Raw genomic sequence first — 15,174 nt, 5'->3', positions numbered from 1 at the left:
GGTCCTATTGCGGGGCTTTCGGTTTGCATAAAGGCACGGCCGTGTCTTTCGGGTCGTGCGTGCAATAGTTGCGCTTGGGCGTGAAGGCGGTGAAACAGCCCGCCGTCGACAGCACGATTCCCATGATGGCCGCGCCGCACACGGCGCGGCGCGCGGCGCCAGGCGATAGCAGGTTCAATGGTATCCTCCCCGGGAAAGTTGGTGTTCATGATACAGCCGCTGCCGTTCTTCGGCGCGCGCCCCGGTCGTCTCCGAGACGACGAAGGGACTGAGGCTGGCAACGCTGCAGTTCAAGGTGAAATCGGGCAGCTTGCCGGGATGCTCGCCCCCGATTGCATGATAGTGGAAGTTGCCGTTGATGACCTCGCGGTCGCGGGCGTCGATTTCAGCGTCGAGCATCGCCACGATCTCGGGCGCCGGCGGCGGGAACGAGGCTTCGTCCGCCCCTTTTTCATCGGCCGAGCCATGCCAGTTGGTGCGCCAGTCGGCCACCGCGCGCAGGAAGTTAATCCACTTGACGTTATTCGTCTTGAGAATCTCGCTGATGCCGATGCAGACATCGTAGGCGGTCGCTTTCTCGGTATGGCCGGGATTGCTGACGATGCTCGAATGGTAAGAGTTATCGCCATCCCGGTTCATCCAGCGTGCCTTGGCCTGTTCCGCAGTATCTCCCGGCAACATGCCTTCCTGGCCCTTCTTCGTGTAGGGACTGGTGGCGCCGATGGCGGCGTCGATCGGGCCGTTTTCCAGCCTGGCCTCGCCCATGTCCGGCCGGAACGGCACGTTCAGCTGCTCGCCGTTGATGAAGCGCTTGCGCCCGAAGGTGTGGCCGACGTTCCATTTGAAGTGAATCTTGAATTCATAGGGCGCCACGCCGATCTGCCGGGCATCCTTGTTTTTGCCCTTCGGCGAGGTAAACATGCGCTGGAAAAAGCGGCTGCCGAGCTTGACGCGCATGTCTTCGTAGACGCCCCACCAGCCGATGCCCTGGATATTCGGCAAGCCGACCGTGGCGTCGTCCGGGCTGAAATAGAGAAACACCTTGCCGCGGTTGTCGCGCTCGAATCGGGCGGCCGGTTCCCAGGTGCGCCCGACCACGCCTTCGCCCTCGGTCTTGAGGGTGGCGAACGCGGGCACCGTGGCCGGCGCGGTGGTCATGAAGTCGGCCACGATCTTGCGCAGGGTTTCTTCGCGGGCGGCGCCGGTCTGCTGTTCGCTGCCGGTCTGGAAGGTTTCGATGAACGGTTCTTCGAGGCTGTAGGGCGGATTGTTGAGCACCACCGTGTCGGCCTTGATGCCGGCGCCTTCCTTGCCCAGCATGGCGTGCGCCAGCAGGGTGACGAAGCAGCCCTGGCTGTGCGCGATGATGTTGACCGGTTCGTTCGGCGACTTTTTGCGGATGATGCGCAGCAAGGCCGCCAGGCGCTGGGCCGCCAGGATCATGTAGGTGCGGTCGGGCGCGTCCAGCAGCGGGTGGGTGCCGTCGTCGGGATCGGCGCGCCGGATCGCCCAGTTGCGCCGGAAGCCTTCGCCGAACATGTCCGGAATGTTGGTGGTCGCGTTGGCGAACGGTCCGCCATTCTTGCCGAAGCGTTTATCGATGCGGTTGCCGTTGCGGTCGACGTATTCCTTATGCGGCAGATTGGTTTTGGCAAACTCCGTATCTTCGCGAAAGCCCCAGTAAAAGGGAATCACCGAGGAGGTTCCCTGGTCCGGCTTGCGCTGGAAGTAGACCTTGTCCGGATCGGCCAGCACGTCGGTGTCGACATAGGTGCCGGACGCCTTGGGATCCGGCACCACCCATATCCCGGACTGGAGGTCGGTGCGGCCCAGGCGCGTGTTCAGGCCGGCGCACAGGCCGGCTTCCTGCTTGAAGAAGGCTTCGCCCACGTCGTTGACCCCGTGCACCAGGATGGTGATGCAGGGCATGCTGCGCTTGATCGGCAGCGGCGCCGTCGACTTGCTGGTCAGCGTGCTCTGTTCCCTGCTGCCGGGCAATACCAGATTTTCCGGTTCGCTCATGGCTTGTCCTTCCACACCTTGATCTCGGCGATGCGCATCACGTCTTTCTCCGCCAGTTTGGTCAAGCCATCCTTGCCGGTCTTGCCTTCGATAACTTCACCGTCATCAAGCTTGATGCTGTAATTGTGATTGTCCAGTTTGTCGAGCTTGTCGCCATCGCGGTGCAGCATGAACTTGCGCCCGGTCGCGCCGACCTCGAAGGCGGGCATGTCCTGCTTCATGCTGCCCGGTCCGGTGAATGAACGCGAGGCCGACTTGAAGATCAGGTTGCCCGGGCACACGATTTCGATGTTGCCGCCCGACAGTTTGATGTAGGCTCCGCCGCTGGTGAGCGTGATGTGCTTCTCGGCCGCCATCAGGATGTGATCCTTGGTCGAGAGCACGGTGACGCTCTTGTCGGCCGTGATTTCGATGGCGTTGTGCTGCGCCTGCTGGATGATCTTGCCCTTGTTGGCAATGGCCCGGATGTCGCCGTCGAGCGCGAACTGCTCGATATCCTTGCCGGCCGTCTGCAAGATCGATTTGCCGGCATAGTGCTGCTGGTTGTGGCGCGCCACCGTGTCCATGTTCTTGCCGGCGAAGTGGGTCTGGTCCATCGGCGTGGCGCTGGCGATGCCGGCGGCGGCGGTGATGGCGACCACCGGCACGCCGCCCGGCATGCGGCCCTCGGCGTCCATTTCGTTGCCGCTGCCGTGGCCGAGCGCGCTGACCGCCTCGGTCAGCGACTCTTGCGGCTTGGAGTCGCGGGCGCCGCCCTCGTGCTGTTCGGCGGCCTCGCCCAGGCTGCGGGCCAGGTCGAGCGCCTGTTCGAGGCAGCGCACCAGCTCGTCGCGGCTGAGGGTGCCGCCGACCGCGCGCGCGCGCCCGTCGGTGGAAAGCAGCAGGCCGCGCGAGGCGCGCAGGGCGCCGGCGCCGTTGGTTTCCAGCGCGAAGCCTTCGCCGCGGCTATCCTTGCGCCCGATATTGTCTTCGATGCGCGTGATATGGCCGAGCGACAACTGGCTGTGCTGGTGGTCGCTCTTGAGCTGGGCCTGGATCTGGCCGCCCGAATCGTCCAGCACCAGATGGTTGCTGCGTCCGCCGGCGGCATTGCCGCCATCGGGCGTCAGTTCGCGGCTGCGGATGCCCATCAGGGCTTTTTGGTCGGACACCTTCCACGGCGGCATATTGCGTTCGTTATACACCGCGCCCGAAATGATCGGGCGGTCGGGGTTGCCGTCGAGCCAGACCACCACGACTTCCTGCCCGCGCCGCGGAATCGCATGCAGGCCCAGTTCGGCGCCGGCCCAGGGGGTCGATACCCGCAGCCAGGCCGAGCTGCGCTCATCGTTGTTGCCCTCGCGGTCCCAGTGGAACTGGACCCGCACGCGGCCGTAGGCATCGGTGAAGACATCCTCGCCGGCCGGGGCGGCCACGGTGGCCGTCTGCGGCGCCAGGATGCGCGTGGCGCTGCTGTTATAGCCGCGCCCCGGACGCCAGGGGATACGCTTGCGGATGCAGGTGAAGCGGTTGCTGTACTCGGCCGGCGTATCGACCTGCTGCAAATAATTATTGCTGACCGAATGGTGCACGCCGACGATCAGGAAATCGTTCTGCTGCGCATCGCCCGCGCCGTCGGGATCGTGGAAATGGTCGGCCAGGCGGAAGCTGCGGCCCGGCATGCTGAAGCGGTTGTTACCCTTCGCGGCGAAATGCTTGCCGCTCGCTTCCGTTTCTTCCATGCGCAGGCGGGCCTGGTCGACGCCGCCGGCGCTGTCGGTGAAACCGTAGGCGCCGGTGTATTCGTAGGACTCGATCTTGAGGACCGCGCCCTGCTGGTTTACGCTGGGCACGTCGACATGGACTGGATGCGGACTCTTGAAGTTGAAGCTCGACAGCGCGATGCTGGCCGCGACCAGGTCGCGCACGGGCGACCATTCGCCGATCGCATCTTCTTCCAGCGCGCCGCCATGGCGCTGGAAGCGCACCTCCGGCTTGCCGTCGATGGGCGCGGCCAGGGGCGACTCGTCCGCCAGGATCAGTTTGTGGCCGCTTGCCGTGTGTTCATACCAGTAATGCCAGCCGGCCGCTTCCCAGCGCCGGTGCAGGTAATTGTGGTCATCTTCGGCGAACTGGCAGGCCATCGTCATGCGCGGCTCGGCCGACCGGATGCGGCAATCCCAGTCGGGATGCGTGCCGTAATCGTCGAAGATGCTGGTGGTTTGCTCGCGCAGGGTCGCATCGTGGAAGACGTAGTTGTCGCGCCGCAGCTTGAGGTAGGCCAGCCAGGGTTTCAGGACCATCGAATAGAAGGCCACGCTGCCGTCGGTGCGCGCCAGCTGGAAAGCGAAGACGTAGCCGTTGAAGTAGCGCAGGGAGCCGTCGCCACGGACCAGCTCGATGGTGACCATCTTGCCCTGCATGTCCTTGAGGGCGATGCTGGCGTTGTCGGACAGGACTTCGACGGTGTACTCGAAGTCGCGCGACAATGCCTCGCTCGCCTCGAGCCGGTTGGCGAGCAGCACCGCGTCCGGTCCATCCCCCCGGGGGAATGTCAGACGTAAAAGTCGATTATGTTGCCGGCCCAGCGCTAAAGCCGCCACTGCCGCGATCATACCACCCATAAAATTGCGTCCTCAACCAAGAGTTAGACAACAATAAATCATAACAAAGTACTAATAGTATCATTGTTTTGTCGCATCTCTATTTTTGTCGGATGATGCCGCCGCATGCGGCGGCCGGCCGGTGTCGAGGGGCGGCAGGCGCGGCCGCCAGAGCGTGTGCGATGCAGCGCGCTGATGCGGTGCGCAGCCCGGCGGCTGGCAAGCGTCAGAGGCGGTCCAGCAACTGCTGTGCGGCGCGTTCGCTGAGCACCAGCACGAGCTTGAGCCGGGCGCGGGTCATGCCCACGAAGAGCTTGCGCAAGACCAGCTCGTCGACCTGGGCGAAATCGATCTCGGTGAAGATCACGGCGGGCGCCGACTGGCCCTTGAAGCGGTACACCGATTCGGCCAGCAAGCCGCCCTCGCGGTAGACCGGATTGCCGAACAGGTCGTATTGGCCGGTGAAGGAGTGGAGCGTGTGGGCCTCGCTCAACTTGTCGAGCCGCAGGATGGCCGACTTTTCGCGTCCGCGAAACGAGGCGATGGCGATATCGTGGCGCGCGAAGCCGGCGCCCAGGCACAGGGTGACCGCGCGCCGGGTCTGCGCCAGCATGGCCTCGGTATCGCCTTCGGGATACAGCAATTCCTCGATGTCGGCGCCCTTGAAGGGACTGCCCGCTTGCACCGGCGGGTGCGCCGCGCCGATCGAGGCCAGCATGTCGACAATCTGGCGCGGACTGCGGAAGTTGGTATCGGAATGGAGCTTGACCCAGCCCGGCAGCGGCACCGGGGGGCGGCCGTACAGGTTCTGGTTGGGGTCTTCCAGCCAGATGGCGCGGCCGTCGTCTTTCAGCATGCGCAGCAGGATGTCGCGCCAGGCGAGCGAAAAATCCTGCCCTTCGTCGACGATCAGCACATCGTATTTCCAGGTTTCCGGCAGCGCGGCGCCGGCCATGCGCGCTTCGATCTCATCCCACACCCCGGGCGCGGCGTAGTCGGGGATATGGCCCTGGGCGCGCAGGAAGGCGTCGCTGAGCATGTGGAAGGTGGCCACCCGTCCGCCGGCCGGAACCAGCCGCTCGATGTGATCGGCCAGCGGCCGGTTGTAGCACACGTACAGGGGCGACAGGCCGGCCTCGATGGCGGCGCCGTATTCCGCCAGTGCCAGCTGGGTCTTGCCGCTGCCGGCGGTGCCGGCCACGCGCAGCCGGAACGGGGTGAACTCCAGCCGCCGTGCCCAGGTGGCCAGGCCGCCGGACAGGCGCGTGACCATGGCGGCGGCGTTGCCGATCATGGCGCTGGGATCGGGGCGCAAGCTGAGCATGTTGCCGAGAAAACGCGTCACCTTCTCGAACTGCTCGCCAGGAGTGGTATCGGTCATGGGCAGGATGTCGCGGATCGCTTTCGCCAGCCGGTCCTTGTTGGTCGCGTCGATGATGTGGCGCGGGTCGATGCCCGCCAGGTGTGGGTTGCGCACGATGTAATCGGGGCAGTACAGCAGGTAATCGATGGACAGCTCGCCGCCGAAGCGTTCGGTAAGGCCCTTGATGGAGCGCATCAGGTGGTTGGCGACCTTGCGCGGCTTGCCCTCGTAATGCTTGACCAGGCCATCGGCCGTTTCGTTCAGCAGGCCGGATTTCTGCTCGATCAGCAGCACCCGCCCGCTGGGCGCGACGATGATGAAATCGATCTCGCCAAAGGCGGAAAAGCCATTCTCGACGTTGGTCCAGTGCACGCCGTGGTAGATGCGGTAGGGCGCATCGGCCAGTCTCGTTTCGAGATAGCTCAGTGTGTCGATCTCGCGCACGGCGGTGCCGGTGACCGCCATCTCTTGCCAGCCGGTTGGATGAATGTGGGCCATGGGGGCAGGGCGCGCGCGCCGTGGTGGTTAAAACAATATTGTAAACGCTGTACGGGGGAAGACCGCACGCTTGCCATGTCGTCCGGCAGCGCCCGCGTTACCTGGGCGCGACGCTGCCCGCCATCGTCAAGCCGCCGCGTCGCGAGGCGCCTGCTATTTTATTGACGATGCGGCGTTCGCACGACAGACTGGTGATGTTAATTCGCTAAGATGCATCTTTGTCCAGGAGACCACCATGTTCAAACCCTCGTTACTTATTGCATCTGCCGCTGCCGCGGCCGCGCTGGCGACCGGCGCGCACGCGGAGCCGCTCTCCCGTGAATTCACCTATACCGGCTTTTACCACGTGGAAGGGGGGCAGTTCCTGCCCAACGCCAGCCTGTACGGCTACTTCGACAGCGACGATCGCAACGGCGACGGTCGTATCGAGCTCAGCGAGGTCACGTCCTTTATCCTCAACAGCCAGCAATATGTCGGCTGGTGCGGCCCCGAAGTGTTCATGTGCGGACTGTTCGACTTCTCCTATGCGCCCGGCAGCGCCCTCAATTTTCATACGGCATGGAGCACCGATCCGTGGGGCGAGGGCGTGGCGGGGGGCAGTGTGATCAGCGGCGTTGAAGCGAAGGAGCATTCCTACTGGCCGGGCGGCTCGGCATCGTATACCTTGCGCTGGACCGAGGACACCATGCTCAGCATGAGCCCGGTGCCCGAGCCGGCAAGCTACGGCATGCTGGCGCTGGGCTTGGGCGTGCTCGCCCTGAGTGCCCGGCGGCGCTCGCGGTCGTAGCAGGCAGCGTGCCGCGTCCGCTGGCGCGGCACGCCAGGCGTGGCAGCCATGCCGCTGCATGGGCCTTCCAGCACGGGATACGTTGCGGGACGCTTCTTGATCCCGGCGACGCACACATTTTTAGAAATCCCCGAAACGATAACCGACGCCGTAGACGGAGAAAATGAATTCGGTGTCTCCGGTGTACGGTTTGATTTTCTTGCGAATGTTTTTTATATGACTGTCGACGGAGCGGTCATTGACCGCACGCCCAACGCAATCCTTTGCATTGAGCAGGGCTTCCCGTTCAAAAATTCTCCCTGGTTGGGACAGCAGTGTCCTGAATATCCGGTACTCGACTTGAGAAAGCGGTAACACCTTGCCCTGCCACCAAATGCGTTGCGCCGCTTCCTCCACGATAAATCCAAAGGTGTGCTGGTCGCTGGTCATCGGCCCGGCGGCCCGGCGCACCTGGGCACGCACGCGCGCAACCACCTCCCGTGGACTCACCGGCTTGCAAAGATAGTCGTCGGCACCGATGTCGAGGCCTTGTATCCGGTCGGCTTCGTCCACGCGAGCCGTCAACATGATAATCGGCACCATCGAAAACCTTCTCACGGCCCGGCAGACCTCGATCCCGTCGAGCCCGGGCAGCATGACATCCAAAATCAGAACGCCTGGTGCATGCTGCCTGACGTACGCCACCGCGCTGTTCCCGTCAAGGATGTGAGCAGTACGGAAGCCGTCCCGCTGCAGATACTCGGCTAATACCTGCGCCGGTTTGACCTCATCGTCAACAATGACTATTTCGTGCGCTGCAGGGTTCATAGCTTATCGGTGGACTTATCGGCGGAACGGGGCAGATCGATTCGGATTGCCAGGCCGCCCATCGGCGACGGCTCGGCAGTGATGTTCCCAAGGTGGGCATGGATGATGGCCTGGCATATCGACAGTCCGAGTCCGCTTCCACCGGCGCGCCGGCTGCGTGCGATATCGGCTCTGTACAGTGGCTCGAACAGGTGCTTTGCATCAGCCGGATCGATTCCGGGCGAGGTGTCCTCGAGGGTGATGGTCACGCGCTGCGGCCCGGCCTCGATCGACAGCGTCACATCGCCCGGCGCATCCGTGTAGCTGATGCTGTTTTGAACCAGGTTATCCAGCAGCTGCTCGAAGCGTCCCTTATCCCATTTGACCAACAAGGCACCGGCTGGCATGTCCACGCTAAAGCGCAGACCTTTTTCCTGTGCGTATCGCACATACTCGTGTTTTTTCTTTGTCAACAGCGCCTCAAGTTGCCAGCTTGTGAAAGTACATGGCAGAGGACGGAGATAGGTCAAGGCCACTTCATGCAAGTCCGACACCAGCCGGGATAGCCGCATCACTTCTTCATGGATGGAAGCGATGGCGCGCTTGTTGATCGTTCTTACGCCGTCCAGCAAAGCCTCGGTTTCGCAGAGCAAGGAAAAGAGGGGGATGCGCAGTTCGTGGCTGATATCGGCAATCCATCGTTTGCGGGCTCCTTCCAGGCGGGACAGCGACGCGGCCATCACGTTGACATTACTGGCAAGGTCAGCCAACTCTGGCGACTCCCCCGGAGCCAGGCGCACACTGAATTCGCCATTGGCAATGCGGCCAGTTGTCGTTTTCACGGCAGCCATGAATTCAGTGCGCTGTTGCGCTTCCCGTAGCTGGCAAGTACGTTGTTCAAGTTGCTTGGCCAACTCAGCGTTATTGACCTGCAGCGCTGTGTTGTACTTCTGCTCGAACGCCGTTTTTTCGCGTTGCAGGATGCGCACCCTGTCTTGCTGCGCCACGCCGAGGAGCACCAGTTCCGCGATAAACGCCAGCTGGCAGTAGAAGAAATAATTTTCATAACTCAGTTCCGAAAACCGCACCCCGGCAATTCCGATGAGCAGGGCCGCGTTATACACCAGCTGCGCTACCAGATACCAGCGCGTGAAAACCGCGCGGCCTCTGAGGGACAGTATCGCCACCACGGGGGCAATGGCATGCGTCAATAACAAGACGATCGTCACCTGGATCACCGCAACCTGAAGGCCCAGTGCGCGCAAAACGATTCCTGCGATGGCAAGAAGGATGACGCCGCTAAAATACTTGTCGAAACGAGGCATGAACTGCTTGGTCTGCAGGAACTCTCGCACGAACATGCAGTTGGCGATTGTCGCCAGCAAGAAGAATACGACCAGCATGAAGTTCGCGATGTCCGGCGTGTCGACAAAGACGTATTCGGCCAATTGTCCATTTATTCCCAGCCACGAGCCCATGATGGCGAGGACATAGCCTGCGTAGACCAGGCTGCTGGGAGTGCCGTTGATGAACCATCCACAGAGCGCATACACGACCAGGGCGCAGGGAATCCCGTAAAGAACGCCCATCAACAGCTGATCGTTCGAAATCTTTCGTAAAAACGTGACTTCATCGGACAGCGCAAAGACCAAATGCATCGGCGCCGCCTGTTTGTTCCGCAAACGTATGTAGACCTCCGATACCTGACCCGCTTCCGACGTGTGGCGAACGCTCGCGATGCGATACGGAATCTGCCGATCCGACATCAAGGTCCGGTCGCCACCTGCGGCATGGGTAAGCAGCGCGCCATTTGTAAAAATCCAGTAATCGACGTAGTCGGTGATCGGCATGGGATGCCGCAGCACCCACGTCATGCTGGCCTTGGAGGCGTTATGGACCGATGTCTTGAGCCAGTAGTCGCCACGCTGGAAACGCTGATTGACATCGCGCTGGCGCACCGCGGAAAACTGCCCCTCCGGCAGTTTTCTCAGTTCACCGATCGTCAGGGTCTGCCGTGTGTCACGCAGATAGCGCAGGCCGAGTGTTTCACCGGATAGATCGCCGGACTGCTTCAGGCTGACCGAAGCAACACTGTCCGTGGCCTCGGCCGAAAAGCACATCAACACGAATGTGGCGAACAGAACAAGATGGCGTAGTGCGTGGAGGGAGAACAACATAGAACGCTAAAGGTTGAACCGTTGAAGCAACGCCAGGACAGTCGATTGTGCTTCTCGTGGGAAGGGTCGGGAATGTCGTGCGTGGAAGGCCCGGTCAGGCAGCAATGCATCGCGTCCGTAAGCGCTGACCGACCATGATTGTGCATGGATTGTACGCTCGCTTCCGGTTACGGTGCGGCATTTTTCGAGAGTGTGCAAGGTCAGGAAATGGTTAGCGAAGAATCCACAATTCATCCACATTTTCCTTTCATACTTTGGCGCCTGGGAACCCAGCGCGTCATGAACACGTTGCGGGCGGCCGCCACGCGCGCGGCAAATTGCTCATGAAGTGAGGCGCGGTGACCGGTTCAAACATGACCAGCGGCGAACCGCATGGCCATGTACGAAACGGAGAAAACTGCCGCATTTCAACCAGATCCACGCGCCAACGACCTTGGCGCGCCGCTTTGCCATTACCAATCAGAAAATTCTCAAAAAATCGATTGAACAACGTGCCCATGTGGCGCAGGAGACTTATATGCATCGCCATCCCCGTTTTTACCGTGCCTGTACCGCATCCGTTATTGCCGTGGCCGCCGCTCTGGCTTCGGCCGCGCAGGCTGCCCCCGCCGCGCCGGCCGCCCACGCCCTGTCCATTGACGAGCTGCGCGCCATGGAAGGATCGCAGCGCTTCGACCGCACGCGTCTGATCGTCAAGTTCCGCAGCGACGCTACCGAAGCCGACAAGGAGCAGGCAATGCGTGCCATCACGCCGACCAGCCGTAAACGCTTGCACGGCGGGCGGAACGGTCGCAGCCTGGCCAGCGCCACGGATTTCAGCCTGGCCGGCGCCGCGGATCGCGCCCGCACGCGCGGCATGGATCGCTACGAACTGGTCAATCTGAACCGTTTGTGGAGCGTGCCATCGGCGATCGCGCAACTGCGCCGCAACCCCATGGTGGAAGATGTGCAGCCGGACTGGATGCTGGAGTTGCAAGACACCGCACCGTCCAACGATGCGGCATTTAACAACCTGTGGGGCGTGCACGGCGCCACAACCACTCCCGCCAATCCGTTCGGCACCGGCGTGGCCGCGCTCTGGCAGCAGGGCTATGCATGCAAGACGACACAGCCTGCGTACGTGGCGGTGCTCGATACCGGTGTACGCAGCACGCACGAGGACTTGAAGGACAACATGTTTATCAACGGCGGCGAAAAAGCCGGCGATGGTATCGATAACGATGGCAATGGATTCATCGACGACGTCAGGGGCTGGAATTTCTATAGCCACACCAGTAACGCGGAGGATGATCACTCGCACGGCACGCACGTGGCCGGAACGATCGCCGCGCGCCGCAACAACAGCCTGGGCGTGGCCGGCATCTGCGGCGACGGCGGGGTAAAGATCATTCCCGTCAAAGTATGCAGCGGCGGCGGCAGCTGCCCCTCGAGCGCGGTGATGGAAGCGCTCAGCTATCTGGTGGACCTGAAAACCAAGCGCGGCATTAACGTGGTGGCAGTGAACCTTTCGCTGGGAGGCCTGTCCGACACCGTCAACAATAACGGTATCGAATACTTTCAGGCTGCGCGCGACGCCAATATCATGGTGGCCGCCGCGGCCGGCAATAACGGCGCCAACACCGACGGGAAATTCATGTGGCCGGCGAACCTGGACGTGGAGAACGTCATCGCAGTGGGCAATCTGAAGCAGGATGGCATCTTGTCGTCGACCTCCAATTTTGGCGTCACGTCGGTGGACATCGCTGCGCCGGGTACGGGCATTTATTCCACCGTGATCAGTTCGGACAGCGCTTACAGCTGGAAGAACGGTACTTCGATGGCGTCGCCTCACGTCGCTGGCGCGCTCGGACTGTATCGCGTGCTGAACCCGACGGCCACAGTACAGCAAACGCGCAATGCCTTGCTGTCCAGCGCGGCGGTGGAACCCTCGTTGAACGGCAAGATAGCAGGATCGCGCAGGCTGGACGTGTCGCGTTGGGCTTGGGGAAAAACCACCAGCTTTCAGGCGCAATGCGGCGCCAGCCTGACCAACCGGGTGGGTTTGTGGATCCGCACGACGGCGTATAGCGATGGTTCGCTGCGCACACCGCTTGCACAGATGGGTGTCGCGTTGACTTTCACCAACGCTCAAGGCGGGTTGATGGGCAGCTACGCCCGCAAGACCGACGCCAACGGCCAGGTGCTCTGGTCGTTCAGCGGCACCCAGTTCCCATGGGGATCGCAGTTCTCGGTCAATGTCCGCACCGACGATGGCGGCAGCCGCACCTACACCAGCGCTGAGCTTGGTTGCTATGCCGGCCGATAAGCGCGGGTAAGGCAAGCCACGGGGAGGCGGACGGAGCTGCTCCGTATGGCGCAGGCACGGCGGGAGTGCCAGGATGGTTGTGCGCGCTGCCTCGACAACTTTTTATGCGAGGAGGGTGATGTCGCTTGTCCTGCGCGGTGATTTCCGTCCGATCCCCGCGGTGGATATGCACGTTGGACGACACATCCGGTTGCACGGCTGGGTTTGCTAAATCAGCGACTTAGGACATTTAGCGACACACCCGATTGCACGCGACGACACATCAGGTTGCACTATGCTCGCTGAGCGACACATCTCTTTGCACGGCTCCAGCAAAGTCCAGTTTCTGATTATTAGGGGGTCTCTTTACGGCGCCTGCTTGGTGATTAACGCGGTAGAGCAAGGCGTACAATCTCATGCCGTGCTTGCGGCACTATACGGCGTGCGTGGGCTTGCTGATGCGCAATGCGACGATAGCTTATGGTCGTTACGGTAATTGACGTTGGGGTCGATCAGCAGTGCGAGGCACCCCTTGAAACTCAACGCGGCCATGCATTCGGAGGACCGGTCCCAAGTGTTAAACATTATCAGGATCTTCTATGCGTTTCCAGCTCACGCCATCGAATACCAATAGCCAACGCTCGGCGACGACCAAAAGCTGTCCACTGACGCTGTCCAGGGCCACGCAGGAGAAACTCCCTTGCTTGGTATCGACGAGCTGAAGTCCGTGCGGCTCCAGCCTGTAAAGGCCTTTAAGACCGCCGACATACAAACGCCCCTCAAACCAGGTCATTGCGTAAAAGTCGTCAGTTACACCGGTATACAGCGCATGGAATCCCTTTTCATTGCCTTGCAAAAGGACTCCGGGCTGTCCAGCCGCATAGACCCAGCCATCACCGGCACAGTGCACGCATTGCAAATTTGCATTGGTCGATGATTCTACTGCTGACCAGCTGGTCCCATCGAAGCGAAAAATCAGGCCGTTGCGGCCAACACAATAAATTGCTTGCTCTGTACAACCGTGGATGGCATCCATGTTTCGGTGAGTATTCTCGGCAGCCTCCAGCGCTTCTTCCAACGCCATTCCTTGCTTCAAATAATCACCCAAACCGAGCGCTTTGAGGCCCTTGTCGAGAATTTCCCATTTCCCATCGGTGCGGCGCATTAATTTGCCGCCGTACCCGCACACATAAAGCGAATTTCCAATTTGCTTGATATCAGTTAGCGACGCAATCCCATGACCATCCTCCGCCCCAGGCAGTACCTCATCGACCGTGGCTTTAGCGCTCGGCCAGTAAACGCCGACGATACCCGATCCCTCTTCGAGTACAACGGATGCCCGCCTCGATTCCTCGTGCGTTGGTCGCATCACGCAAACCGAACTTACTTGCCAATTACGTTTCTGGTACATCCATTTACCTTTAACGTACCACTCAACGATTCCCAAATCGTACTCGTCATGGGGCTGTGAATCCAGCCTGCACGAAAAAAGGAAAATATCTTTCTCTAGAATACAACCATCCAGAAAGCTTACCGATGTCTTTGCGCTAACCATATATTTCTCCTGTTGTCATGGAATTCCGAGTGCTTTTTTACGCAAAACTTCGCCGAATTTCTCCATTGTAAGTCCGCTCTGCCCGTAGGGATCTGCTCTCAACAAGGTATCCTTGTCCAAGCCCAAAGCGTCATGCCGCTGTCGCAGCGTGTCTTTTATTTTTGCCTTATCGCAACCCGTAACAGAAGAGACGGATGCAGCGCCAATGGTCTCTAGTTGACCTAATGTGGCGGTGTACTTAGGATCAGCCGCTTCACCAACTACTTTTTCGGCTAGATCGTGCAGCTTGTGAACAGCGGTATGCTCTGCAGTCGTCAAACAAATACATTGCCCCTTTTTCTCATCCATTTTTCCAGCGTAATAGTAGCCGCCTCCGCGCCACGGCAAAACCTCGTCCAACATGGCATCAACTAGCGCACTGATCGATATCTTGCCGCTGTTGGGACCGCGTGTGCCTGGAGACCGCCAGCTTCGGTCGGGTACGATATGATGCGAACGGCCATCCGGGCATTCCTTTTTTGCGTCGCTGTATGGGTAAACCTTGCATTTATCCTTCTCTTCCTCGTCTTTGTTGTCTTTGTACCGATTCGTTAGGACGTTCGCCAAAGTTGATAAAAGTAAGAGGGCTACCCCCGGATCGAGAATGGTCGGTCCAGGCGAGGGAGACGGCGCTGCGGGGGAAGTCGGAAATTCATCGACGGGAAATCCTCCTGGCGGTCTCGGCACCGGAACGCCCCTCGGTCCTTTCGCTAAAAGGATTCCGCTCCCGGCCTGCTGGGTCATTACACCTTGTGCCACAAATGCCATGGCTGTCCTTAGCTCTTGTGGTTGTGGGTCATGAGGTCGAGGTGACGCGGCACGTTGTAGCCTTCCACAAAGACATTTGGAGACCACGATGTGAAGTATGCCTTGCCCTTAATGACGTTGGTCTTCACTCCTTTTTTGAAGGCCTCGGTGGCAGGCTCGTTGCCGGTGCTCGTGGCGATGCGGCTCTTATCGCGCAAAGCAACGGGTTCGCCGTACATGAATACGCTCGTGGAGCCATTTTCCAGGTCCTTGATCTTGGGTAAGCGGTCTATTTACCCCACCTTCCATTGCTAATTTTCGGCATCCAGAATCG

At 60.7% G+C, this 15,174-nt stretch carries 11 protein-coding genes; 2 read left to right on the top strand and 9 right to left on the bottom strand.

The annotated features are described in order from the left end of the window. Window positions 1–4 precede the first annotated feature (4 nt). The 4 genes from RBA41_RS20530 to RBA41_RS20515 form a co-directional block, all read right to left on the bottom strand. Complete coding sequence (locus tag RBA41_RS20530) at window positions 5–178, bottom strand: hypothetical protein (RefSeq protein WP_306626116.1); 174 nt, start codon at window positions 176–178, stop codon at window positions 5–7. Next, window positions 175–2,022, bottom strand: a complete 1,848-nt coding sequence (locus RBA41_RS20525; RefSeq protein WP_306626115.1) for a Tle3 family T6SS lipase effector — start codon at window positions 2,020–2,022, stop codon at window positions 175–177. Before RBA41_RS20525 ends, RBA41_RS20530 begins: the two co-directional genes overlap by 4 nt. After that, window positions 2,019–4,526, bottom strand: coding sequence for a type VI secretion system Vgr family protein (locus RBA41_RS20520; protein ID WP_306626114.1), 2,508 nt, complete (start codon window positions 4,524–4,526; stop codon window positions 2,019–2,021). The genes RBA41_RS20525 and RBA41_RS20520 overlap by 4 nt, the downstream gene beginning before the upstream one ends. Window positions 4,527–4,830: 304 nt before the next feature. Then, window positions 4,831–6,465, bottom strand: coding sequence for an ATP-binding domain-containing protein (locus tag RBA41_RS20515; RefSeq protein ID WP_306626113.1), 1,635 nt, complete (start codon window positions 6,463–6,465; stop codon window positions 4,831–4,833). A gap of 235 nt (window positions 6,466–6,700) precedes the next feature. Here RBA41_RS20515 and RBA41_RS20510 point away from each other — a divergent pair, with 235 nt between their 5' ends. Then, complete coding sequence (locus RBA41_RS20510) at window positions 6,701–7,252, top strand: PEP-CTERM sorting domain-containing protein (protein ID WP_306626112.1); 552 nt, start codon at window positions 6,701–6,703, stop codon at window positions 7,250–7,252. A 120-nt stretch (window positions 7,253–7,372) separates the two neighbouring features. On the opposite strand, the gene RBA41_RS20505 is transcribed toward RBA41_RS20510, so the two are convergent. Further along, window positions 7,373–8,059: a response regulator gene (locus RBA41_RS20505; protein WP_306626111.1), complete on the bottom strand. Its 687-nt coding sequence runs from the start codon at window positions 8,057–8,059 to the stop codon at window positions 7,373–7,375. Further along, window positions 8,056–10,215: an ATP-binding protein gene (locus tag RBA41_RS20500; RefSeq protein ID WP_306626110.1), complete on the bottom strand. Its 2,160-nt coding sequence runs from the start codon at window positions 10,213–10,215 to the stop codon at window positions 8,056–8,058. Before RBA41_RS20500 ends, RBA41_RS20505 begins: the two co-directional genes overlap by 4 nt. A 517-nt stretch (window positions 10,216–10,732) precedes the next feature. Between RBA41_RS20500 and RBA41_RS20495 the strand changes: the two genes are divergently transcribed. After that, a complete protein-coding gene (locus tag RBA41_RS20495) occupies window positions 10,733–12,520 on the top strand; it encodes a S8 family peptidase (RefSeq protein WP_306626109.1) in 1,788 nt (595 codons plus the stop codon). A gap of 556 nt (window positions 12,521–13,076) precedes the next feature. On the opposite strand, the gene RBA41_RS20490 is transcribed toward RBA41_RS20495, so the two are convergent. Genes RBA41_RS20490 through RBA41_RS20480 form a run of 3 tightly spaced genes read right to left on the bottom strand, consistent with a single transcriptional unit; the run spans window position 13,077 to window position 15,106 of the window. Further along, window positions 13,077–14,054 carry a beta propeller repeat protein gene (locus RBA41_RS20490; RefSeq protein WP_306626108.1) on the bottom strand — a complete coding sequence of 326 codons (978 nt, stop codon included), beginning with the start codon at window positions 14,052–14,054 and terminating at the stop codon, window positions 13,077–13,079. A gap of 15 nt (window positions 14,055–14,069) precedes the next feature. Next, on the bottom strand, window positions 14,070–14,861 hold the full coding sequence (locus RBA41_RS20485; RefSeq protein ID WP_306626107.1) for a hypothetical protein: 792 nt from the start codon (window positions 14,859–14,861) through the stop codon (window positions 14,070–14,072). A gap of 8 nt (window positions 14,862–14,869) precedes the next feature. After that, on the bottom strand, window positions 14,870–15,106 hold the full coding sequence (locus tag RBA41_RS20480) for a PAAR-like domain-containing protein (RefSeq protein WP_306626276.1): 237 nt from the start codon (window positions 15,104–15,106) through the stop codon (window positions 14,870–14,872). Between the last annotated feature and the right edge of the window lie 68 nt (window positions 15,107–15,174).

This window comes from Massilia scottii (genome assembly GCF_030846495.1).
Lineage (GTDB): Bacteria > Pseudomonadota > Gammaproteobacteria > Burkholderiales > Burkholderiaceae_D > Telluria_A > Telluria_A violaceinigra.
The sequence above is the reverse complement of the archived record's forward strand: the minus strand, read 5'-3'. Positions and strand labels throughout refer to the sequence as shown.